This is a genomic window from Bacterioplanes sp. CLAM21 (assembly GCF_059641015.1).
Genome location: NZ_CM184929.1, coordinates 3,663,471 through 3,686,456 on the forward strand (window position 1 = coordinate 3,663,471; position 22,986 = coordinate 3,686,456).

21 protein-coding genes are annotated in these 22,986 nt (G+C 52.5%); 1 reads left to right on the plus strand and 20 read right to left on the minus strand.

What is annotated here, in order from left to right:
- Positions 1–4: 4 nt before the first annotated feature.
- The 20 genes from AC55FS_RS16705 to AC55FS_RS16800 all read right to left on the minus strand — a co-directional run bounded on the left by AC55FS_RS16705 (position 5) and on the right by AC55FS_RS16800 (position 20,309).
- A complete protein-coding gene (locus tag AC55FS_RS16705) occupies positions 5–259 on the minus strand; it encodes a hypothetical protein (RefSeq protein ID WP_496933405.1) in 255 nt (84 codons plus the stop codon).
- A 45-nt stretch (positions 260–304) separates the two neighbouring features.
- Positions 305–694, minus strand: coding sequence for a DUF805 domain-containing protein (locus AC55FS_RS16710; RefSeq protein WP_496933406.1), 390 nt, complete (start codon positions 692–694; stop codon positions 305–307).
- Between the two features lie 15 nt (positions 695–709).
- Entirely contained in the window at positions 710–1,231 is a 522-nt protein-coding gene (locus AC55FS_RS16715; RefSeq protein WP_496933407.1) for a hypothetical protein, read from the minus strand.
- Between the two features lie 74 nt (positions 1,232–1,305).
- On the minus strand, positions 1,306–1,656 hold the full coding sequence (locus AC55FS_RS16720) for a DUF805 domain-containing protein (RefSeq protein WP_496933408.1): 351 nt from the start codon (positions 1,654–1,656) through the stop codon (positions 1,306–1,308).
- Positions 1,657–1,954: 298 nt separating this feature from the next.
- Entirely contained in the window at positions 1,955–3,187 is a 1,233-nt protein-coding gene (locus AC55FS_RS16725) for a DUF3570 domain-containing protein (protein WP_496933409.1), read from the minus strand.
- A complete protein-coding gene (locus AC55FS_RS16730; RefSeq protein WP_496933410.1) occupies positions 3,174–3,545 on the minus strand; it encodes a DUF4266 domain-containing protein in 372 nt (123 codons plus the stop codon). The genes AC55FS_RS16725 and AC55FS_RS16730 overlap by 14 nt, the downstream gene beginning before the upstream one ends.
- A complete protein-coding gene (locus AC55FS_RS16735) occupies positions 3,542–4,012 on the minus strand; it encodes a TlpA family protein disulfide reductase (protein ID WP_496933411.1) in 471 nt (156 codons plus the stop codon). The genes AC55FS_RS16730 and AC55FS_RS16735 overlap by 4 nt, the downstream gene beginning before the upstream one ends.
- A gap of 9 nt (positions 4,013–4,021) precedes the next feature.
- Positions 4,022–5,245: a vWA domain-containing protein gene (locus AC55FS_RS16740; RefSeq protein WP_496933412.1), complete on the minus strand. Its 1,224-nt coding sequence runs from the start codon at positions 5,243–5,245 to the stop codon at positions 4,022–4,024.
- Entirely contained in the window at positions 5,242–5,778 is a 537-nt protein-coding gene (locus tag AC55FS_RS16745) for a TadE/TadG family type IV pilus assembly protein (RefSeq protein ID WP_496933413.1), read from the minus strand. The genes AC55FS_RS16740 and AC55FS_RS16745 overlap by 4 nt, the downstream gene beginning before the upstream one ends.
- On the minus strand, positions 5,775–6,194 hold the full coding sequence (locus tag AC55FS_RS16750) for a TadE/TadG family type IV pilus assembly protein (RefSeq protein WP_496933414.1): 420 nt from the start codon (positions 6,192–6,194) through the stop codon (positions 5,775–5,777). The genes AC55FS_RS16745 and AC55FS_RS16750 overlap by 4 nt, the downstream gene beginning before the upstream one ends.
- Entirely contained in the window at positions 6,191–6,946 is a 756-nt protein-coding gene (locus AC55FS_RS16755) for a tetratricopeptide repeat protein (RefSeq protein ID WP_496933415.1), read from the minus strand. Before AC55FS_RS16755 ends, AC55FS_RS16750 begins: the two co-directional genes overlap by 4 nt.
- Positions 6,943–7,773 (minus strand): type II secretion system F family protein, encoded by an 831-nt coding sequence (locus AC55FS_RS16760; protein WP_496933416.1) that lies wholly within the window; start codon positions 7,771–7,773, stop codon positions 6,943–6,945. The genes AC55FS_RS16755 and AC55FS_RS16760 overlap by 4 nt, the downstream gene beginning before the upstream one ends.
- Positions 7,770–8,675, minus strand: a complete 906-nt coding sequence (locus AC55FS_RS16765; RefSeq protein ID WP_496933417.1) for a type II secretion system F family protein — start codon at positions 8,673–8,675, stop codon at positions 7,770–7,772. The genes AC55FS_RS16760 and AC55FS_RS16765 overlap by 4 nt, the downstream gene beginning before the upstream one ends.
- Entirely contained in the window at positions 8,672–10,093 is a 1,422-nt protein-coding gene (locus AC55FS_RS16770) for a TadA family conjugal transfer-associated ATPase (protein ID WP_496933418.1), read from the minus strand. The genes AC55FS_RS16765 and AC55FS_RS16770 overlap by 4 nt, the downstream gene beginning before the upstream one ends.
- Positions 10,093–11,250 carry a CpaE/TadZ family protein gene (locus AC55FS_RS16775; RefSeq protein WP_496933419.1) on the minus strand — a complete coding sequence of 386 codons (1,158 nt, stop codon included), beginning with the start codon at positions 11,248–11,250 and terminating at the stop codon, positions 10,093–10,095. Before AC55FS_RS16775 ends, AC55FS_RS16770 begins: the two co-directional genes overlap by 1 nt.
- Positions 11,251–11,775, minus strand: coding sequence for a hypothetical protein (locus tag AC55FS_RS16780; protein WP_496933420.1), 525 nt, complete (start codon positions 11,773–11,775; stop codon positions 11,251–11,253).
- A 9-nt stretch (positions 11,776–11,784) separates the two neighbouring features.
- Positions 11,785–13,065, minus strand: coding sequence for a type II and III secretion system protein family protein (locus tag AC55FS_RS16785; protein ID WP_496933421.1), 1,281 nt, complete (start codon positions 13,063–13,065; stop codon positions 11,785–11,787).
- A gap of 70 nt (positions 13,066–13,135) precedes the next feature.
- The gene (gene cpaB / locus AC55FS_RS16790; RefSeq protein WP_496935983.1) at positions 13,136–14,008 is read right to left on the minus strand and encodes a Flp pilus assembly protein CpaB; all 873 of its coding nucleotides are present in this window, start codon (positions 14,006–14,008) and stop codon (positions 13,136–13,138) included.
- A gap of 9 nt (positions 14,009–14,017) precedes the next feature.
- Positions 14,018–14,206: a Flp family type IVb pilin gene (locus AC55FS_RS16795; RefSeq protein ID WP_496933422.1), complete on the minus strand. Its 189-nt coding sequence runs from the start codon at positions 14,204–14,206 to the stop codon at positions 14,018–14,020.
- Positions 14,207–14,216: 10 nt separating this feature from the next.
- Positions 14,217–20,309, minus strand: coding sequence for an Lcl domain-containing protein (locus AC55FS_RS16800; protein ID WP_496933423.1), 6,093 nt, complete (start codon positions 20,307–20,309; stop codon positions 14,217–14,219).
- 318 nt (positions 20,310–20,627) lie between these two features.
- On the opposite strand from AC55FS_RS16800, the gene AC55FS_RS16805 reads away from it, so the two are divergent.
- A complete protein-coding gene (locus tag AC55FS_RS16805; RefSeq protein WP_496933424.1) occupies positions 20,628–22,853 on the plus strand; it encodes an immunoglobulin-like domain-containing protein in 2,226 nt (741 codons plus the stop codon).
- Positions 22,854–22,986: the final 133 nt, after the last annotated feature.

Genomic DNA, 22,986 nt, shown 5'->3' on the forward strand with positions numbered 1-22,986 from the left:
GAGTTTACATTCGTTCAAGCTGGTCATAAGCCCATTGCAGCCCAGGCCAGCATAGTACAGTGCCCAGCAAGGCTCTAAATAAAAAGCGCCGCTTAAAATGATAATAACGCTCGACTACACCGTCAGGCTGATCATTCTTTACTATTCCGACTAAAGATAGTAACCACATGGCTAAATAACCTACTGCTACTACCAGGATTGCTACCACCAGCAGAGACAGCCATAAAACGATCATTTCATTCGCTATACTTTTATGCACAACTTACTCTTTAAACGACTCTGCCCATCTAGCGCGAAGCAACCCTTACTCAAGCACAGGCTCAAACTTAGGAGTTCCACCAAATCGATTAACACCCTCATCACTGTTCAACACCATGATAAACAGCAGAATAAAGATACCAACAACAGGAACTAGGCTAATCAGTATCCACCAACCACTACGGTCGGTGTCGTGCAAACGCCTGACTGTCACCGAAATAGAAGGAATGAGCATAAACAAAGCATAGAGAATGCTTAAAAAGCTCTTCAAATCAATTGCTTCTTCCATTGACTGAGCATACCCCAAAACCGTATCCAGAAAAGCTACAAAAAGGGCAAATATCGTGTAGAACAGCATGAACATCCAAAACTCTTTCCGCCGCGCGCGCCCAGAAAAATTAAAGTAGTTTTTTAAAGCGTTGATATACCAATTCACGTGCGTATCTCTTATCTAGGAGTTTGGAATGTTATCGCACATCACCTTCAAGCTGGCGTTATCAAGCACGGTAAAGGACGCAATACGCACCTGATACTCTCCTAACAGACCTGCCATGCTTTGCGGCAAAGGTAACTGTACTTGAGCACGATCTCCGGGAAAAATACTGTTCAAATCTGATAACCACTTGGTTTCACTGACGATAGCGATACCGGTATCATCAAGCAATGAAATCTCCAGATGAATCTTGCTGATCGTATGCCGACTGTTATTATCAATAGCCGCTGACAATACAGGCACCTGCTGACCGGAAGTTACACGAAAACCACTGATCTTAACCTGATCACTCAGTGTGCCTGCTAGGTAGCGCTGTGCTTCTTGTTCATCCGACATCTCTTTTAGTGCTTTCACGCCGCCAATACCAGCATTAACTAGGCCGCCAATAGCGGCCAACAATAAAAATAACGTGCCCAATAAATAGCAAGTAGCAATCCACCATACCGAATTGCGTTTATAAACGACTTGAGGCTCTGACATCACTCGTCCTTATATAGAAAAAGCGGCCGACTGGCCGCTTTCAGGAACTACTCTGCGTTAGTACAAAACGGTTATTAGGCTGCTTCCAACTTAGGCGAATCACCAAAGCGGTTGTCTTCATCACGGCTATCTTGCACCAGAAATACCAGCAAGATAATGCCGATCACAGGCACAAAGCTGATCAAGAACCACCAACCACTACGATTGGTATCGTGCAGCCGACGAACAGCAGCGGAGATGGAAGGAATCACCATTGCTAAAATATAGATGGCGCTAACGATACCCTGAGTTCCCAGTAAGGCATCAACAACCCCTGCAACAATAGCAAAGATTATATAGAACAGAACAAACATCCAGTACTCTTTGCGACGCGCTCGACCGGAAAATGTAAAGTAGTTTTTTAAAGCCTTGATATACCAGCTCATAATGATCTCCATAAATTAAAAAGGTCAGTTAATGACGCTAGTGCTATGCATCCCTGCGTCAGTGTCAAGGAAAGTAAGCTCTTAGCCGGCCAAATTCAAGTCATTTGGCGTAAAAAAACAGCAACTGGCGACTTGATCACACCAACTTTTGTACTTGATCGCCATATTGACTGACTTGGAGAGAGGTTCTTCCATTTGTTAGGCACACACTATTGGATTGCCCACCTCAGTCTGACACATCCGTGCAAATGCCACAGATGCATCGCAAACCGCCTTCATACGCTAGCAACACCGATAACTAGTATTCCCGGCTCACTCCCAGCATCAACCAATAAGCATCGAAGTCACTGCTCTGTTGGTAAAAGGCCGCGCTGCCATCAAAGCGCCATTTATCCACCGGCCGCCACTGAGCACCAATTTGAGCGTGCCATGCCGTATAGTCACCTAAACGCTGATCACTGCTGCCATATTCTTTGCCGTTAAAGACCTTGTCGTTGCTGTCTGCATCACGATAAAAGAATGCCGCTTGTTGCTGATACAAACGCACAACGGGTAGCAGTGTTAGCTCTTCATTAATGGGTATATCCAGCGCCCAGTTAAGGGTATGGCTGGCAATGCCCCAATCATCATCAAAGTAGCGGTAGTTCAGCTGGCTCGTAATGCCACTGTCCCATTGCCAAACGTGCAAAGCACCAATGCCACCACCAGTACGGCTGTCCGGCCTTTCTTCTGCCGCTAGAAGCCACTCGCTGCGAGTAATTTTCTGATCATTATTGAGATCAATACCACGTACGATAGTTTGATAGTGATTGCTTAAATAGCCAAGGTCATGATTCATATAAGCTGACAGTGAGATATGGGCCTTATCCGATAGCACCTGGTTCACCCCCACTTCAACATCCCACATGAGATTATCGTCAATATATTGATCGGCATAACCATCAGTAAACACATAGGACTCGTTATAAATCACCGACAACCCGGCACTGTAGGAGCGATTTTTGCGCCGGTCTGCCCACCATAAACCCGACACACTGGCACTGGAGCTGGTGTAATCTTCTTCTTTGGAGTAGCTAACCCCTATGGTGGTTTCGTTGCGTAATTCATCACGCATCAGCAGTGAAGCGTTAACCGAGCGGCGAATATCTTCCAGCTCAACGTTCTGGCGTTGGTAATCACCATTAGGGTCATAGCCTAATATCAGCTTGTCAGACTTTTCATCCGCTAACGCCACGACTTCAGCCCGAGCTTGAGCATCTTGCTGGGTCAATACCTGGGTATTTGAACGCAGTGTGGGCGACGCACCAGAAATAGCGTCGTAGCCTAAATCGACTTTTAAATCATAATCCACACCAAAAGAATGCTTTAGGCTGGCGACATGATCTTCAACCGTTACACGATCATCGCTTTCTGCATAATACAAAGCATGATATGACCATTCGCCAGCCCCTACCGTCAAAGTTTGTAACAACAAACTCAACAACAGCAAACGTGCCGTTAAAACGATACTCTTCGACCTAATTGCAGCCACAGCCACCTCCACCTATACCGGTGCCACCGCGAGTATTCTCTTTTGATGAAAAGACTTTCTGGTTGAATTTCGCCACCGCAGGCAAACGTCCCGCTGGTTTCATTTCTGGCTCAGCAAAAACTGCTTTTTGCCAGGGTTTAACCGGCTCTATGCCAAGCAATAATTCATACTCAGACCAACTCGAAGGCCCGGGCAGTTGCGCAGCTTGCTTAAGCCCCATCGACGATGGCTGCAGTTTCGCTGGCACAGCCTGCTCGAATGCCTGATTATCTACTGGCGTCATATACACCACTTTAATCTCCGCTTGTGCTGTCGATGCCAGCAATAGCAATATCGTGGCAGCTAACACAGGTTTCACAGCGCCACTCCCAGTTGCTGTAAATCCTGGCGAATAACATCATCAATATGCGGCAAAGCCCCCAAACGCTGGCCTTTTACCTCACCATTAATGACATAATACAAAGCCGGCATGCCCATCGGTTCAAAGCTGCCAATAACTCGACCAGAAGGATCATTGACAATAGGAAAGTTCAACCCCAAAGACTGTTGAAAAGCTTTCGCCACTTCAACATCTTCGTCGACATCAACGCCAACAAACTGCACCTGAGCATTGTTTTTTAGCTCGTGATACAGAGCGTTGACCTCAGGCAGTTCAATGCGACAAGACACACACCACTGAGCAAAAAAATCCACCACATACACCACATCTTGCTGGGGGAATATTTCTTCGGTGAGTTCTGTCGGTAGCGAATCTCCCACCGTCAATGCCGAAGCTTGTGGACATGATATAAACACTGCCAACAAGGCAATCCAGATAGACTTCATAATGCTTCCTTATAAAGTGTCGTTGCGAATAAGCCGTACCCGGCGCTGACCGGATGCGGCGATAATGTCATTTAAAATATCAGCCAGATCGCCTGCATTTCTGGCACTGCGCATTTGCTCGCCAAAGCAGCGGCGAAAATAATGATCGTCGGCCATCACGCTGTTATCGATATCAAAGCCAACAAACCACAAATTAATACCCGCGTCTCGTGCCCGATCGCACAGCCCTGCGTCCACCAGCGCCGACATTTCAGAGGCTTGGGTATCACTGCCATCGGTGAGCAATACTAGGGTTTTTTCGCTGTTTTCACGCGGCAGATTTTCCAATGTCCAGCGTCCCTGCCAATTGGGCAAAAGGGTACGTATTCCCCAGATAACTCCAGGAGCGCTGCGGGTACCACCACCTTCAGCATTGGGCAGCTGGCGAATGGTTTGTTCAATTAATAGCCGGTCTAGCGTTGGCGGGAATAGTGGCGCTGAGGGGCAGTTTTCTGCCAGCGAGTCATTGCCATGTTGCGGGGTGGTCGTGACATTTAATAAGCGATCATTGTAAAAGGTTTGCTCGACCACATCGGCGGCATCAATGACCGGGTCCAAGTCAGAAAAGGCATCAATACAGAGTTTTTGTCCGTACGAGCGCGGCAGCCATAAGGCACCATTAAGAGATACCCCTTCGTGGTAGGGCACTAAACCGACCGAGGCACTGGCTGGTAACTGCTGCAGTAAATCTAATACCGTGCTTTGTAGCTGAGCCAAACTGGAGTCACTGCCACCACCGGCTAATGATTGGCCCATAGAGCTGGAAACATCCACCACCAAAGACACATCCATATTGCCGCCTTGGTGTTGATATTCCGCTGTCGCCCGATAGGAAATGTCGATGGGTTGAAAGCGGCGAATTAAATCATCAAGAAAAAACGCCTCCAGTGCCATATCAGCCTGTACTTCCACCCTGCCATTTTGCTGGTCATGGGCAAAATGCATATTGGGGGGCAACTCGGCTTGAGCAAAATAAAAACTCGCCAGTGCGTCTAAACTCTCTTGCCCCTGCAATAAATCACCGTCACGCTGGACCCGCGCCGCCAGCAGTATACTGCCCTGGCGTGTTAGCTCAGCTAATTTTTGTCGTTGCTGCAGCCACAGACTGACATCCGATGCGCCTAATCCTAGGGTGCAGACCAAAGCCGTGCACAAGCATAATAAAATCGCTGCCTGCCCTTGCTGGTATTTCATCGTGCCACCGAAATACTGTTTGCGCGCAACACAGTGGGCTCACGACTGGGAATAAAGTGCCGAATAAGGTATCCAGGCAATGGGGCACATAAACTTACCAGCCAAAAGGCTGCCTGCTCTTCATCATCGACGGTGGTTTGCAACAGAGATTGCAGCTGCGCCTGTTGACGCTGATCGGCACAGTCGCCGCTACGCCAACGTTGTTGTTGCTCTAATGACCAGCGCAATACGGTGTAATCAGGTGCCCCCTGCTCGTTTGCCTGCCACTGTTCACTCAGCCAAGCCTGCCATGATGCATCGATATTCTGCTCCGGCGGTTGTTCCGGCAAAGATGCCAATAACATCACCCAATCATGGCTCAGCTGTTGTAGCCTTTGCTGCTGTTGCAACCACAGCGATAAATCACTGATCAACCACCACAGCAGCAAGGCCAGCGGTAGCAAAATGGCAAATTCAATTTCGGCAACACCGGCTTGTTTGTTGAAACGCCTGTTGCTGCGCGAATTCACTGCGTTTATTTTGATTGGCTTCATTCCCGCCGCTCCCACAACACATGGCGAGTAAATGAAAATGCTAGGCTTTGGCGTGTGAGTAGCGGTAAATCAAAGTGCCAAGTCAGAGAAATACCATAATCATCGGCCTCAGCATCCACACCGGCAAATAACTGAGCTGAGCTGCTAAAAGCTTGGCGCTCAACACTGCTCAGTACCACGCTCTGCAACAGCGGCATGCTGTCTGCCCATTGCTGCCAGCGTTGCTGTAACTCTGGCAGCTGCACCGGCTCATCAGCCAGTTGCACCATGCGCGCACTGTCGGACACCCCCTCCAGTAATAACGCACGAATCAACACCACCCGGCCGACTTCCAACGTCAGCATGACGACGATTAGCATCACTGGCAGCAATACCATAAAACCTATGGCACCAGAGCCTGTTTGCCGGGCTTTCAAGATAGCGACTCCGGCGTAGCACTCAGGGCCTGAAAATACTGCAGCTGAGCGTCGCAATCGCTTTGGCTCAGGCCAGCTTGCAATAACCACTGCCTGGCTTGCTGCGACTGCCCGGCAAAGACCAAACTCATGGCCATTAACTCAGTGACCGCCGCCGGACAAGCATTCGCCTGACTGCAAACGCTGCGCAATTGGCGTATGGCTAATTCGGGCTGGTGCTGTAAATGCGCCACCAACGCCAGGTTATAACTATGACGCCAATGCTGCGGCTGCCATTGGCGCAACTGCTCAAATGCTGCTGTCGCTTGGCTGTAGTTATGCTGTTGCAGTGCCAGCCTGGCTTGCATCGCTAGACATTCAGGCCAGTGCTGATCAACAGCAATGCCTTGCAGCAACTGCTCAGCCTGCTGCCACTGCTGCTCATCCATAGCAACAGCAGCCTGAGCACAAACCAGCCCTTGGCGTGGCCATGGCTGTTGCTGCAGCAACTCTTCCGCTTGGCTGTGATGGCCAGCACGACGATAGAGCCAAAACAGTGCCTGGCGACTGTTGGCATCGCCCTCAGCAGCCAATGACTGACGATACAAACGAATCGCCAAACCACTATTGCCTTGCTGCTCGGCGCGCCGGGCCAAGCGTTGCAAATGGTCCTGCTCAACCACAGCGTCATGCTGGGAGCTAGCAGGGCTCACGGCACAGCCACTCAGTAGCAGCCACAGCAAACAAACTAGCCAACCGCCATAGTATTTCATGCTTCACCTCCAAGCTGGCGCAACAGCATCACCAGCGCCGGGCCTGCCAACAGCACCACCAAAGGCATAATGATGAAGATCATCAGCGGCATGGCCATTTGCCCTGGCACTCGTGCCATACGTTCTTCTACCTCGAGCAAATACACGCTGCGACTGTGCTGAGCTAGGTCTCTAAGTCCCGCCGCCAGCGGCGTGCCATAATCATCGGCCTGGGTGATTAACCAGCACAGCTGGCGAAAATCATCGAGTGGAATACGATCGGCCAAACGGGCAAAGGCCTGGCGACGTTCACTGACCACACGCAAATCATCGCTTAGGCGTTGTAAATGATTACTCAGTGCTGGATTTAAACCCTGCAAATCGCTTCCCAAACGTGGCAGTGCTCTATCCAGTGTCAGTCCGGCTTCTAAACACAGCGCCAGCAGCTGCAACAGTTCGGGCAATTGCTCACGACTGCGACGTAAAGTGCGCTGTGCTTGCTGGCGCAGCCAAGCATCGGGCAGCATTTGCATCAGCATGGCAGCCACCAGGCTCAATAGTTTTCCCGCCGGATCGCCATCAGCAGGCCAAGCCAACACTAGTGCGCCAACTGCCAGCGCCCCTTTACTGAGCCAAAACACAGTGCCTAGCCATGGGCTTTGCAACGCTGCAATGCGGGCATGCTGTTGCATGGCATGCGGCAGCGGCCAATGCCACCACTGGCGACGAGTCGGCGCCTCGACTGACGTCGCCAGACGCTGAACGATTGGCTTTCGTCGCCATTGCTGCCAAAGCGCCAGAAGCAGTAGCGCCAAGCCGGTACAAGATAACGTGATGGCCAGATTCATCCTGCTGCCCTGATCAATAGCCAGCGAATGCTGATTAACCCGGCAATAACACTGGCTACGGCGTAGCCCAATAGGCTTTGGCCAGTGCTGTCGTGCAATAAAAACTCAACATGACGCGGACTAAGCCAGAACAAAGCAACAAACATTAATACCGGAATTAAAGCCACCACATTGGCCGCCATGCGCGGTTCACTGGTTAAGGTACGCAGCTTTTGCTGGGCATGCTGCTGCGCTTTGAGTTGCTTACTTTGACTGTCCAATACCTGACTTAGGCGACCGCCGGTTTCCTGATTAAGCACCACGGCTAAGCAAAAAAAACGAAACGCAGGTATTGGTAAGCGCTGCGCCGCCTGTTCCATGACCTGGTCAATGGGGTCACCAATGCGCATGCGCTCTTGAATCCACGCGAACTGAGCCTGCAGTGGTGGCGGTAACTGCTCACATATTTGCGCCAACGCCTGCTGCAAACCTAAACCTGCTGCCGTCGCTCGCGCCAGCTGCTCGAGTGCTTGCGGCAACTGTTGCTGACATTGTGCCAACCACTGCGTTTGCTGCCACCACAGCAAAAAAGCGCTCAACAACAGCGCCAGTAACGGCCAAGCCATCCATACCCACAGGGAATATCCATGCACAGCACCGACTAGCAACAATGCCAAAAACAAGCCGCCATTCAGCCATAACAGCAACCGGCGACAACGTGGCCACAGCGTCTCACTAGGCCATACGCCCCGCTGCTGCAACCACCCTTGCCAACCATAATCAGCGCGAAATAGTGGCTGAGCCGAGGCGGCACTCTCAGGCTGCAGTGACTGTAAGCGCCGCTGCCAAGGGGCTCGACGCAGCTGCTGTATCAGCCCTAAAGCCAACAACACAGCCCCGACGATCAGCAAAGTTTGGCTCATTGCTGGCCTCCGCTGGTGCAGCTCAACAGCTGTGCCGACAGGCCCCAACCACGGGCTCGTTCCAGCAGTTGTGGACGTACAGGATGAGCAACAAACTCACCTGCCAAACCATCGTCCAGCAGTTGGTAACTGAATAACGGCTGCAGCTGAATGGTATCGCCTTCCATGCCACACACTTCACTGATAGAAGTAATACGGCGCTGACCATCACGACCGCGATTGACCTGTACCACCATGTCCAAGGCACTGACCATTTGCCGACGAATGGCCACCAAAGGAATCGTGCTTTGGCTCATCAACAGCAGGTTTTCCAAACGCGTCAGAGCATCGCTGGGGCTGTTGGCGTGCAGGGTCGACATCGAACCATCATGGCCGGTATTCATCGCCTGCATCATGTCAAACGCTTCTAAGGAGCGAACCTCACCTAAAACGATTCGATCTGGTCGCATCCGCAGGGCATTAACCAGCAACTCTTGCTGGCTAATGGCGGGGGTGCCTTCGGCACTGGCTGGGCGGGTTTCCAAACGCACCACGTGGGGCTGTTGCAGTGATAATTCGGCCGCATCCTCAATGGTGACAATGCGCTCGCCGGCATCAATATTTTGTGACATGGCATTGAGCAGCGAGGTTTTACCGGCGCCGGTACCACCAGATATCAAGATATTGGCACGACAGCGGGTGGCAATGCGCAGCAGCTCTGCCATTGGCGCAGTTAACGCTTGCAGCTGTACTAAACGCTCAAGGTTAAAGCCATGACGGTTAAATTTACGAATAGAAATGGTGGTGCCATCGAGGGCCAGTGGTGGAATAACAATATTGACCCGGCTACCGTCTTCCAGCCGAGCATCGACCATCGGCTGGCTGTCATCAATGCGCCGCCCCACCGCCGCAGCAATGCGTCGGGCAACCTGGCGGACATGAGTTTCATCAAAGAACTGCACCTCGGTCAACGTCAGTCGACCAAAACGCTCGACATACACCTGGCCTGCGCCATTCACCAACACATCACTGATTTGATCGTCGTCTAATAGCGGCTGTAGCGGGCCAAAGCCCAACATATCGTCGAGCAGAATATCTGCCAGCCGCTGCTGATCCTGGCCGCTTAATGGCAGTTTTAACTCACTCGCCAGCTTGGTAGCCTCAGCCAGCAATTGCGCCCGTAACGCCGTGCGTCCCAGCTGCAACGCGGCACTGGCATCGAGCCGCTCCAGCAAGGTATGACGTACCCGTCGCATGGCCTCGTTTAATGGGCTCGATACTTGAGCTGTTCCGGCAGCGGTAGCTGGTGAGCCAACGGAAGCAGCATCCGGCCTGATCTGATTTGGAATCTGGGTTGAGAGCTGAACTGACGGCGCAGTGTTAACCGCAGCGTCAACGGCAGGCACAGCTGAATTATCAGAAGGGCGGCGACCAAACATTAGCGTGCTACCTTAGCGCGACGCAGAAAATCAAACCGCCCTTTTAACGGCTGCCCTGACCAAGCTTGCACCGCCTGGCGCAAACTACGCATAAAGCGCCCAGCGGGCGGCACCTTGCCCAACTCTTGGGCCTGATGTAAGCCCTTATCAAAGGCCAGCCAACTGACCTGCTCAACACTCAAGCCGGTATGGCGCAATAGCTCTTCTGGCAACACACTGCCAGGGCCACGCGCGGCATTAATCAGCCAATGACAGTTACCGGCTCCCTCGCCCAGCAAGCTCAGACTGCGCTGGATATCGCGCACCCCAGCGACACTGGCGCTGCCTACCCACAGTACATCATCGGCCTGTCGCAACAATGTCTGCCCGGCGGGCTCATAACATTGATGACTGGGCAAATCCCATAACAGCGCACTAAACCAAGGAGATAACCGCTGCAACGCCCGCTCTATGGCAGCCTGATCAAGCCAGCCATCATGGCTGACGGTTTTAAACAGCGTCAGTCGCTCAGACAGTTTTTGCCCAGCGCGTTCAATCAATAATTGATCCACCGCTTGGTTGGCCGATAGCAGCTGGGCAAAGCCGCTATTGGCCTGTTGGCCAAGATACAAATCCAGCGCACCGGCCAGTGGATTTAAATCCACCAGCCCTAAATGCATGCCCAGCTCCTCACTTAATAGCCTTGCCAGCTGCGCCGCCACCGTGCTGCTACCCACTCCACCAGTTAAACCCGCCACTACCATCTGGCGGGTATGCAAACTGCTCGTTTGAGCAACCGCATCGCCTTTTAATAAGGGGACAATATGGGCCTGTAATTCCGTGACGCTCACCGGCAAAGGCACATAATCGCGCACGCCCATGGCCAATAATTGTTTAAAAAACGCCACGTGCTGTATCAGCCCTAAGGCCAATACCTGGGTACCGGCAGCACACACATCGGCTAACGCCAACAACTGTTGCAATGCCTCATCGGCATCCTTGGCAGCAGATAAATCCAGAATCAACAGATCCGGAGAGGTCTCATGTTGATAGCGCTGGCGAGCCTGGGCTAATCCCTGCTGCTGCACCTGATAACTGAGTTGCGGCTGGGCGACCAACACCTGCTCTAACAGAGCCTGGCTTTCTGCGCTGGCAACATAAGCATGACAGCTCTGCATTTAACTGCCCTCCATGGTCAACGAGGTGCGTCTGTCACCGGGTAAATCGCGATTATTGCGCTGATACTGCGCCGCCTCGACGGCATCACGACCATGTATACCGCTGGCCGAGCGCTCGCCACGATAGCCATGACGAGGCTGGGCCAACATTTGTAATAAATTACTGCGATTAGCGCAGCCAAACTCTTCTGCACAATTCAACTGCTGCGGTTGAAACCATTCGACAATGGCAATGACCTTGTCTTGCTCATCCGCTTTTATGCGTTTACGCAAATCGTGACGTATTTGTATACGCTCATCACTGACACCCAGTCCTTGCAAGGTGTGAACGACACGCTGCAAATGGCTGTCGTGTTGACCAATAAGAGCAATGCTAAAATCCTGCAACTGTTGCTGGCTGAGTAGAAATTCGCGCAATGGAGCGTGGTCATCGGCTAATACCAGACGCTGCTGCTGCACCTTTAACTGTGGCTGCGCTTGGACAAGGGATATCCATGCCAAACAGATCAGGCTGATAAATCGCATAAACATATCCTAATAAATAAAGTCCGGGCGACCAGAAATAGTGTCGGGCTTGCTGGGCTGCTGATGATAGGTTTCGCCCCACAGCAAGCGTTCAAATTGAGAATTCAACTGTAAATCCTGCCCCGGCCATTGGAAGTTATCTTGTTGACTAGGCTCAACGGCATAAGCCGTAACGATAATCACCAGCTCAGTTTCTTCACGACGAAAATCTTCACTGCGAAACAAAGCGCCTAAAATAGGAATGTCGCCTAAAAATGGCAGTTTGCTGATATTGCTGACATCGTTGGCCTGAATTAAACCGGCCAACGCAAAACTCTCGCCCGACGCCAGTTCTATGGTGGTTTCAGCGCTACGCACCTGCAATGACGGCGCCAACAGGCCAGTACTGCCAAGATTCACTTCGGTGCTCAAATTCGAGACTTCCGGCCGTACCTTTAAGCGAATACGGTTGCCCTCTAATACCGTAGGACGCATATCCAAGCGCACACCGTAATCACGAAAATCAACCGTGTAGGTGTTTAAATCCGGATCCGGAATGGTATAGGGAAAGCTACCACCGGCGTGAAAGGTTGCGTCTTCACCACTCAGTGCGGTGAGATTAGGTTCCGCCAATACCTTGGCCAGCCCCTCTTCCGCCAGCGCATCGAGAACCCCCGTTAATGGATTATCGAAAGCAGTAATGCCAAACAAATCCAGCTCCACCGGGCGTTTAAAAAAGTCGATCTGGCCATTAGCCAAGGTACCCCATTTAATCCCCAGCTGATTGCTGACTTCTCGTTTTACCTCGGCGATACGCAAGCGGATATTGACCTGGTGAGGAATATCCAAGCGCACATCGTTGACCACATCTTCCGTCTCGGCAACATAGCCTTGGGCCATGGCGATCATAGATTCAATATCGGTGGCTGATGGGCATTGGCCGCGTAAAACAATTTTTTTCCCCTGCGCAATCACTTCAACTGTGGCATCGGGAAATTGCTGCTGAATATCTTGCTGCAGCTGTTTTAGATTACTGCGCACCTGAATGGCAGCACGATAAATGGTGCCCTGCTGGCCATCGAGCACATAAATATCGGTATCACCGTGGGATTTGCCATAAACAAATAACGAGCGACTGGCCGGCAACTGGTAATTGGCGGTTTCCGGGTTAGCCACAAAAACGGTTTTGGCATCTGCCGGTAAGTGCACGAGCTGACCTTTACCGACCGCCAACTCTAATGCGTTAGCCCAGCTCTGAGCGCAGGTTACCAACAGCACCAGCGCCGCAATTATTTTATTTCGCAACAACACTATGACTCTCACCTGGGTGAACAACAGACGACATCGCCTGAATCATTAAATTTACTGGGAATCACGACCGTTACAGGCCGCCCGATACTTCGCGCTGCTCGCCACGCAATAAATAGGTATTGTGTTCCAGCCCGTCTTGCTTGGTTTCCGGGAATAAATCACTGGCCTTGCTAGCCGCCATGCCCTGAGTACGATCCTCAGGATGACGCAAACTAACGCTCAATACCCCGGCACTGCCTGACATTTGCTCGGCCAATGGAATACGCACGGCTTGCTCAGCCGTCGTTTCGAAGGTCACGGTGACATGACGAGGCCGTTTGCCTTCGGTTAATTGCGCGCTGCTGTAATGATCTGACAAAGCAAATTGATTAATGGCCAATACCCGAATATCGCTGGCGACCACGGATGAGCGCCAAGTACGAAAATCGCGTTTACTGGGGTTAGAATCCACCGACTGGCGCCACTGCTGGGCCTGAGTGGTGACAATTAAATCGACATGATCACCTGGTGAAATAAGCCCATCGCTGATGGCCGAAGGTTTCATCCGCACCGATACCGCACGTTTACCCGGTGCCACAGCTAGCGCTAAAAAGCCACTTTCACCAGCACTGACTAGCTGCGACTGGTATAACGGCTGCTGACCATCTAATGGCTGTCGTAACGCGGCACCGGCAATTTTCTGCAGCCATTGCTGGCGTTCCTGCTCATTGCTGGCACTGATAATGCTCCCAGACAATTTAAGCTGGCGCCATTGCTCGTCATTGACGTTTTGCCACTGCAAATGTCGAGTATTCAGCAAATCCCCCGCCGCCAGCGCAGAATTGGAGGTTAGTATCTGACGTGTGGGCTGCAACGTCGCCGCAGTGGGTGCGCTACCAAAGGTTAATGCCAACCCCAACACAGACGACGCTAGACCTGCATAAATTAACCAGTTGCGTTGCATGGCCACGGTTTATTCACCGCCTTCAGCGATGGTGGTTTCTACCCGACCAAAGGCCGAATCGATGGCTTTGCGCAACGGCCCTTCATCACCAGCAACAAAAAACAACGTCGCAGCCAGTGCCGCCGCTAAAATGGCGTATTCAATGGCGGTTACACCACGTTGACGATGCAAACCTGCACGACCAATAGCTTGTTTCATGATTAAGTCCTCAGGGGGTAGAAATAAATCGAGAATAATTGGATTCTTTCGGCGAATTGGACCAGCTGGTGCCGTCGATACAGCGCTCAATGCCATTACTATCCATCACTGCCCATTGCGTGTCCTGACAACTGGCACCTGGGCGAGCCAACCAATAATCACCGCCATTAATCCAATCAGACAGCAGGTTATTTTTATTGCCAGGCAATAGCGCTTGTTTTAATTCTTGAAAGCTGGGGTAGCGCCATTGAGCGCGCGCTACGCCACAATAGGAGGATGGCGATCGATAATCATTTTGGCTGTCGCCACTGGCGAGATGTGTGGTCCAGCGAGCACCGCTATTATCGTCGCGCACACAATAATGCACACCCGACAGGGTCGGCTCGCCATTGTTATCCAAGCCAGTGAAACCGTCATCCAGTGCCTTGGCAGCACCGTCTTGCTGATCGCTGACCCATAAAGAATAGGTATCGGCCGAGCTACTTAAACGCTGTGCCAACCCGGCTTCAAAGGTGAATCCAGCTGGGTATAAGCTGCCGTATTGATTGGCGATGGTGGAGCTGGTGGCGTAATAACGATTATTGGCCAATTCAATCTGACCTAGCTCACCGCTCTGGTATGGCAGCAGAGTTTGCAGTTCGGCCAACGTCGGCAAACGCCAATCCTGGCTGCCACATACCGTCACCCGAGCCACTTCCATTTGCTGTTGATTTAAATCACGAGCTTCACCAGGCTGAGGAACAAAGCCAGTGCGAAGCCAAATTAAACCGCTGCTTTTTTGTTGTGAACATACCCACTCGCTGTCATCACTAGTCACTTGACCATCAACCGCCAGCTTGTCGAAGCTATCTTGGCTGCCGTCATCGGCCACCAACCGCAGCATGGTTTGATAACTGCTATCTAAGGCCTCACTGGCGTCCAGACCTTGCTGTAATTCACTGACGCGCTGATAGTCGTAAAAGCTGGAAAAACTGTAACCATAACGTTGTCCGGGGTCGGCGTTATCGCGACTCCAATAAAAATAGCGCTGCAGTAAATCAGACGATTGATAACCTTCATCTGCGCCGCGGTGACGCGGAAAAACACTGACATCGATCGCAGGCTGATAAGCACCAATATCCACCAGTTTTAACGTTTTTAGCTGTTGAATGCTGGGTATTTGCCAGTCATTTCGACCGCACAGCTGCTGTTGATTGGCCTGCTCAGTTTGAGCCTGCGCTTGTGGATAATTCATATCATCCAAGCTACCGGCTTGGCCGTCTTGCAATAACAACCAGACACGGTCGGCAAAACGTTGATCCTGCACGCAGCGCCAGCCCTGAGCCAAGGTCTCGGTGCTGAGCATGTAGCGGCCTTTGTGATCGAGCTTAATAAAGCTAAAACCGGCACTGTCGATACTGGCTTGCTCGGCGCTGATCACCAGACCACCGGCATACGCTGCGTCTAACGCGGCATCGCTGGCTGGCTGTTGGCTTTGGCGGAAACCTTGCTGCTCGCTCATGAGCTGTTTAATGGCAAGAATTTGCTGTTGCAGATCGTTCAGTACCGCACTCGGCAAAGCAGCGTTGCTGAGCTGGGCGTGCCACTCGCTGAGCCAATCATGTTGCTGCTGCAGCTGGGTTTGATAATCGACGCTGCTGGCCATATCGGCCATCGACTGACGCGCCGCTAAATACAACGCCATGGCTTTTTCGCTGTCCATTCCGGCTTGTTGCAAAGCCTGCAGTGCCTGCGCCATGTGATCGGCCTGAGACTGAGCATCTTCCAGCTGACTAGTGGCTTGTTGCTGCAAGGTTTTTATTTGCTGCCAACGATCGAGCTCATCGGTAAGCATTTTTAAGCTGGCCAGCAAGGTTTGCATATCCGCCAACACCGCAGCGATACCATCCACGGCCGAGACCGCTTGCTGTAACTGCTCAACTTGTAATGCCAAGCTTTGCAGCTCTTGTTGGTAATCCAAACGCTGAGCGTCGCTGACAGTATGATCCGGGTCATCGATTAGGCGCTGACCACGGCCTTGGGCCAAGGCTAATGCTTGCTGTTGTTGCTGCAATAAATCCGGTAATAGCCCATAACGATCCTGCTGCTTTTTAATGGAGTCGAGCAGTTTTGCCTGCAGCAGTTGAATATCGTCAATGCTACTGGCGCTTTCAAATTCTTGCTGGCGCTGTGTTCCACTGCTTTGAGCATCGTTATTCCAGGTGGTGACCTGTTGCGTTAATGTCACTGCCGTGGCCAGCTGCTGTTTGATTTGCGCCAAATAAAATAGCGGATCAACCCGCAGTCGATTGAGCTGCACATAAGCACGATCGTATTGCGGACGGGTAGATTGGCTGTAGGTTTGGCGACTATCGCCACCCGACAGGACTCTCCTTTCCTCCGCATTATCGCCCTCATCCGAGCTCCAGTAATACTGGTAACGATTCGACGACAGCTGAGCAAAAAACGGCGCCTGGCCCCATACCTGCTCATCTTTCAGATGCAAGAGTTGCTCAATGCCAGCCACCTGCCAGTCTGAAAAACCGCACAGTGCTTGCTGCTTGGCACTCTCCAATCGTGTTAATACGTTGTCACTGCCGCCTTGCCAGTACAGTGAGTCACTGGTGCTTTGCAGCCAATACAAGCCACCGCTGTAGCGATTGTCTTTTACACACACCCAGTCGGAGGCATCATTGGCCAGACGCTGACCTTGCTGATCGAACTTGGCAAAAGCGCTAATGCTGTAAGCGCCAGCCGCAGTTGTGGCCAGTGGAGCACCATCAATGGCAATGCGCACACTGACCACACCATCAAAGGTGTCGCTTAATTGCACAGGCTTACTAGTCACCATCTGCCACTCGCCATCGGTGGCTAAGCGCAGCTGATAATCTTGGGCTTGATCGTAGCCAGCGACAAAGTCCCAATTGAGGGTGTCGTTATCGTCATCGACCACCAAGTTAGCCGGCGCCGGCAAGCTGGCCGCTGCAATCGTGAATGGCTCACCGTTGACGCTGATGGCACCCGGAGCTTGAGCCCCTTTGGCCGCTACCCTCAGTAGTAACTGTCCAGATGCAATGCTGACATTGCCAAGGGATAACGGTTTTTGTTGCACTGGCTGCCAGCCCTGACTGCCAGGCCACTGATATTCATAGTCGCTGGCATCGCTGTAGCCGTTGACCCAAGCCCAATCCAGGGTGTCGGCGCTGTCGTTCACCTGTAATGCCGTCGGTGCCGCCGGGGTGCCAGCTTGGCGACTGAAACCTTGCTCCGGTGAACCACTGCGGCCGGCAGCGCGAATACCGGCCAAAGCTTTGACTCGCAACCTGACCTGTTGTGCCGTGGCCTCAATATCCCCTACCGGCTGTGGCATGTGGGTGATAGGCAGCCAGCTAATGCCGCCATTGATGCTGTATTGATAATCTGTTTCCTGATCGTAACCTTCGACCCAGTGCCAGCTCAGCTGATTGGCGTTATCGTCGGCTTTAATCTGGGTTGGTGCAGCAATATTGCTTTGCTGAGCATTGAAATCATCAGGGCTGGTGGCAATGGCGCCGCTTTCACGCAGACCGAGTATGGCTTTTACTCGCAGCTGTAGCTGATTGGCGGCAATGTCACGATCCCCCACCAACAGCGGCTTGCTGGTAACCACTGACCAACTTTGACCGCCATCCAGACTCCACTCATAGTCGCTGGCCTGCTGGTAATCGTCGACCCATTGCCAGTTGAGACTGTCTGCCACATCATCGGCCAGCAATCCGGTTGGCGCTGGGATTAAGCGCTGCAACTGAGTAAAGGCCGCCGGTGAGCTGGCCGATGCGCCAGCACGATGCTGACCACTTTGTGCTGCCACGCGCAAATGTAAAGCGCCCATCGGCAGATCAATATCGCCCACCTCTAACGGATTACTAAAGGCGGTCTGCCATTGGCCATCGCCTAAGTGGTATTCGTAAAAATTGGCTTGCTCAAAACCACTGACCCAACGCCAGCTCAAACGGTTTTGCACATCATCAACGCTGAGCATACTCGGTGCGGCAATATTGCTCGGCAATGCGGTAAAGGCCGCAGGGGAAAGCGCCAGTTCACCACTGCGATGGCTGTTATTGGCAGCCACACGCAACTGTAATTGGCCTTTTGCAATGGCAATGTCACCCACCAGCAAAGGGCGGCTGCCGACCCGGCGCCAGCCTTGCTCGCCTTGAATGCGCCACTCGTAATGGCTAGCGCTGGGGTAACCAGCCACCGGCTGCCAATTCAGAGTGTCGTTATCGTCATCAACGCTTAACTGGGTTGGTGCCTCAATACTGCTCAAAGAGGCCTGAAAATCACTTTGGTTATAGGCTGCCTGGCCTGGCAAGCGCTGCCCTTCGATAGCCGCGACTCGCACTTGCACTTGGCCTGCGGGCAGGTAACGATCACCCACCGGCAGAGGCTTACGACTGGGACGCTGCCAGCTTAGGCCACCATCCAGGCTGACCTGATAATCGTCCAGGTTGGTAAAACCAGACACGAGAGTCCAATCCAATAAATTGGCTCTGTCATCCACGAGCAGCTGAGAGGGGGCGGCAATATTGCTCAGCAACGCATGAAACGCCTCGCTATTAGTCGCTACGGCACCGGCGGCATAAACGCCGGCTTTGGCCGCCACCCGCAACTGCGCCTGACCGACCGCCACATCGATATCGCCGACGTCGGCCGGATTGGCGCTTACGGCTTGCCAGCTATAACCGCCATCGACACTCAGCTCGTATAGGTTGGCGCGGCGATAGCCAGACACAGCACGCCAGCCCAGGGTATTGTTAACATCATCGACGCTTAACTGAGTGGGCGCTGCGATATTGGTTTTTAGCTGGGTAAAAGCGCGACTACTAACGACCGCCGCACCGGCCAAACGCTCAGCACTGGCACTGACCCGCACTTGTAGCTGGCCAGGGGCTAAGTCGAGATCATGATAGGGGCTTGGATTGACCGTTGCTGGGGTCCAGCTGGCACCGCCATCGAGGGAAATTTCATAGTCCTCGGCACGCTCAAAACCCGCCACCCAGCTCCAAGAAAACTCGTCATCGATGTCGTTTAACTGCAGCTCGGTTGGTGCGGCAATATCACTTAACCGAGCGCTAAAAGCTTGAGGGCTGCGGCCAATGCGCCCTGCACCTCCATCCTTGCCGGCACGCACACGCAGCTGCACTTGACCGGCGGCCAGGTTGCGATTGCCAATCACTATCGGTTTTTGCGTTGCAACGACCCAATTCTGACCGCCATCGATGGAGTATTCATAGGCCTCAGCGGTGCTAAAGTCGTCCACCCAATGCCAGCTCAGCCAGTCCTGATCGTCATTGACCACCAGTTCAGGCGCAGCCGCCATATCGCGTGCTTGCACTTTTTTCAGCAGTTGTTTTTGACCGCTGCTGCTGTGCCACTGTTCCATAGCCTGCGCCGACACATGGCTCCAGGAAGCCCCTGGGTTATTGTCCTGGCTGACTTGCAACTGATGCTGCCAATCGTCAAACACGACTTGGGCAATATCATGGATCACGCCATCCATAGCGCCATCGACGTCTTGCAAATAGTTGCCCGACAAACTGCCTGCTGGCACCAACCATTCACTCGCCAACTGCTGCTGAGCTTGCTGCTCGTCGATACCCAGCTGCTGGGCACGCTGTCGAATCAAGGTAGTCAGAGGCGTGACCAGCTGCTCGCCGCTGGCCGATACCAGCGGACGCAGCCAAACCGACTGACTCAGTGGCTGCTGTGGCTCGTCCATATCGACGGTAATACCTGGCTGTACTTCCACCAGCACTTGGCTAGCATCGCTATCGGCTGGCACCAACAGTACATAGCGTCCCTGACGGTCGGTTTCTGTGCGGTATTCGTCGCCGTCACAGAGCGCATTGTCATTGCTATCAAGACATACCCGTGCGCGGTACAAATAGCCGTCCATCGCCACGCCAACTAAGCGGCGCTGATCACTGCCGTCGTAACCGTTATTGGGCTGAACAGAGCCATTATCGCCATGACCAGGATTGGGATCGGGTTGACTGGTGGCACTGCTTGGCTGGGACTGATCTTCCCCACAGCCAGTTAGACCGAGTAGTAGCAGTGTCGAAAGCCAAAATCCGCTGCGCATGGGTGCTTCCTGTGGGCTTTAAAGTGATTCAAAAGCGCTGTGTCAGACGAGGCATTCAGCACTATCAGGTAATGGGCGCGGATGGTAGTGCAAATGATAGTGGTTTGCAATTGCTACATTACTTTACTAATATCGGCGCCCATAACCATTCCTCCCGATCCTGAATTACCTAGGTAAGTTATTGATTTATCTAATGTAACTCAGCCTTACTGCTACAAGGACGCCACCATGGGGTGTTTCAGCCCGTTACTGCGCTTCCGGTCTGACCGGCATTTATTGATAAGTAAATCTGTCATTTCTGTGACTTTGGGCCTGAGTTTGAGCGCCTGTCAGGTCAGTGATAAGCAGCACGACGATGATGACAAGCTAACCCAAACGAGCAGCCAGCGAGAATGCGCTGACTGGAACCTGGATGGCCAATGCAATGACAGCGAAGGCGAGGCAGAGTTAAAGCTCGATGGTTCGTTAGGTGGGCCCTATATTCGCCGCGCCCACGGCAAAGAATTTCTTAGCGCCCCGGACGGCGCCCAGGTCATTACCGCCTTCACCACTTTAATTAACAATGAAATGCTGTTTAACCCGACCCTGAGCAGCGCTTCCGATACCACCTCGGAAGTGCGTGCATTACAGGCGGCGCGCTATTTAGAAGGATTATTTCCACAACTGTCGTTTAGCAATGCCCTGTATCAGCCTGGCCCTGAAGCAGAAAGCCTGCAGATCCAAGACAGCATCAATCAAGCCGTGGCGAGCTATAGCGAGCACAACCCTTATTGTGTTGTCGCAGCCGTGGTGGATGAAATGGTGTTACAACGCCGCTTTGATGTCAGTGTTGAATTAGACAGCGTCATCTCCCAGTGCCAGCAACCGCAGCTAGTACTCGGCCGACTTAACAGCCAGATGGGTGATCAATACAGCACCTTGGGTCGTGCCCCTATTGGCGATTTTGTGGTTGCTGCCAGTGCCGACGAGCGCCTGGTTATTTGGAATAATGGTCAGCAAAGTGAAACCAGCCAGAGCAATAACAGCAACAACACGATTGGCAGCCAAACGGTAAGCAGCCAATCGATGCATCAGATTCTGGATGACGACGATGATGATGACGATCACGATGGCCACAGTGGCGCTACCGTGGTGGATGGTGGCGTCACCCTACCCGTTGATGACCTGGATATTGGCGATCGTGCCTTAAGTAATATCCAAGTCATCCAACCGGCCAGCAGCAATGAATCCATTTATTTGATTAATGGCGGATCGCTAAGCGCTGGCAGCAGTCGCAATATTGCCTGCCCGGACGACAGTGGCAGTAACGCCGGTGTGCACAAGATCTCCCTCAATGCCACGGACGCGAGCACAAGCAATCAAAACGGCGGCACCACGAACAACGGCAATAACAGCGGCACCAATACTGGCAACAACACAGGCACCGGGTCCGGCTCCGACAACAGTGGCAATACAACAGATAATGGCAATACCGCTGGTAGCGCCCAGGTCAGCGTGGCTGCAGGCGAAAAGCGCATGCCAGAGCCGCAATATGATGTGATGGCCTCTGCCACCACAATAACAACCGAGCCCAGCCAGCCGAGTGAGCCAAGTCAGCCCGACAATGGTGGTGTAAGCAATAACAGCGATGCCTTTTGCGCCAATACCGCCTTTAAACAGCTGGCCATATCGGATAACGAGCAGGTGTTATTGGCAGCCACCGATCAACGCCTATTCCGCCTCGATCTTGATGATCTTAGCCAGATCGGCGGCTATTACGCCCCCTATAACCGCGCTGCCAGTATTAACCATATCAGCGCTAGCGCCGATGGCAGCCTAGCCCTGGTCAGCACCAATGAGCCTCAAGGGCTGAGCATAGTGTCGGTCAATAGTTTGCAGCAGATCGGTTGGTCACAAGAGAGCAACCTAGCGGCGGTCAAAAAAGCATTTTTATTTGACCAGCAACAACGCATCGCGTTGGTGGAAGAAACTGGCCACGAGCTGGTGATTTTATACGCCGGCAATTTAGCGCAACCAACAACCGAGCAACGCATTCGGTTAAATGCCCAAGTTCTGGATATGGATATCAGTCCACAACGTGATCATTTAGCGGTACTGACCCAGGATCACCAGCTGTTTTTATACCGCTTGCCTGACGTGGAGCTGATTGAACGGTTACAGCCGCTGGCGTCGACTAAAAAACTGGCGTTGCAACAGGATCAACTGTTAATGCTGGGAGAAAATGGCCGAGTTATTCGCAGCCTCAGCTATGGCCAGCGCTTTGGCAATGCCATGGCCAACGCCCTGCAAGCGCTGACGTTAGAGCGCATACTAGGCGCCAACAGCGACCCTAACGAGGTTAGCCAGGATTTGTATTTGCCCAGCCAACTGGGTAATGCCAGTGTCAGCTGGCACAGTAACTCGGCTGCGATAGATGCCAAAACCGGCGCAGTCAGTAGCCAGTTTGGTCGCCAAACCGTCACCCTAACAGCCACGGTACGTGGACGTTTCCGCGAGCAGTTTACCGAAGTTACCCGGGTATTCCGCCTCTACACCGCAAGCTAATCCTCGCCCCCAGCCTGCTCGAAGCGCCCATTGCTGGACGCTTCGAGCAACTCAGCAATTTTGTTCTAAACCTGATAAAACCTCAGCGCTATAGTTTGCTCTAGCCCGCTAAATTTTCTATCAGCGGGCTACT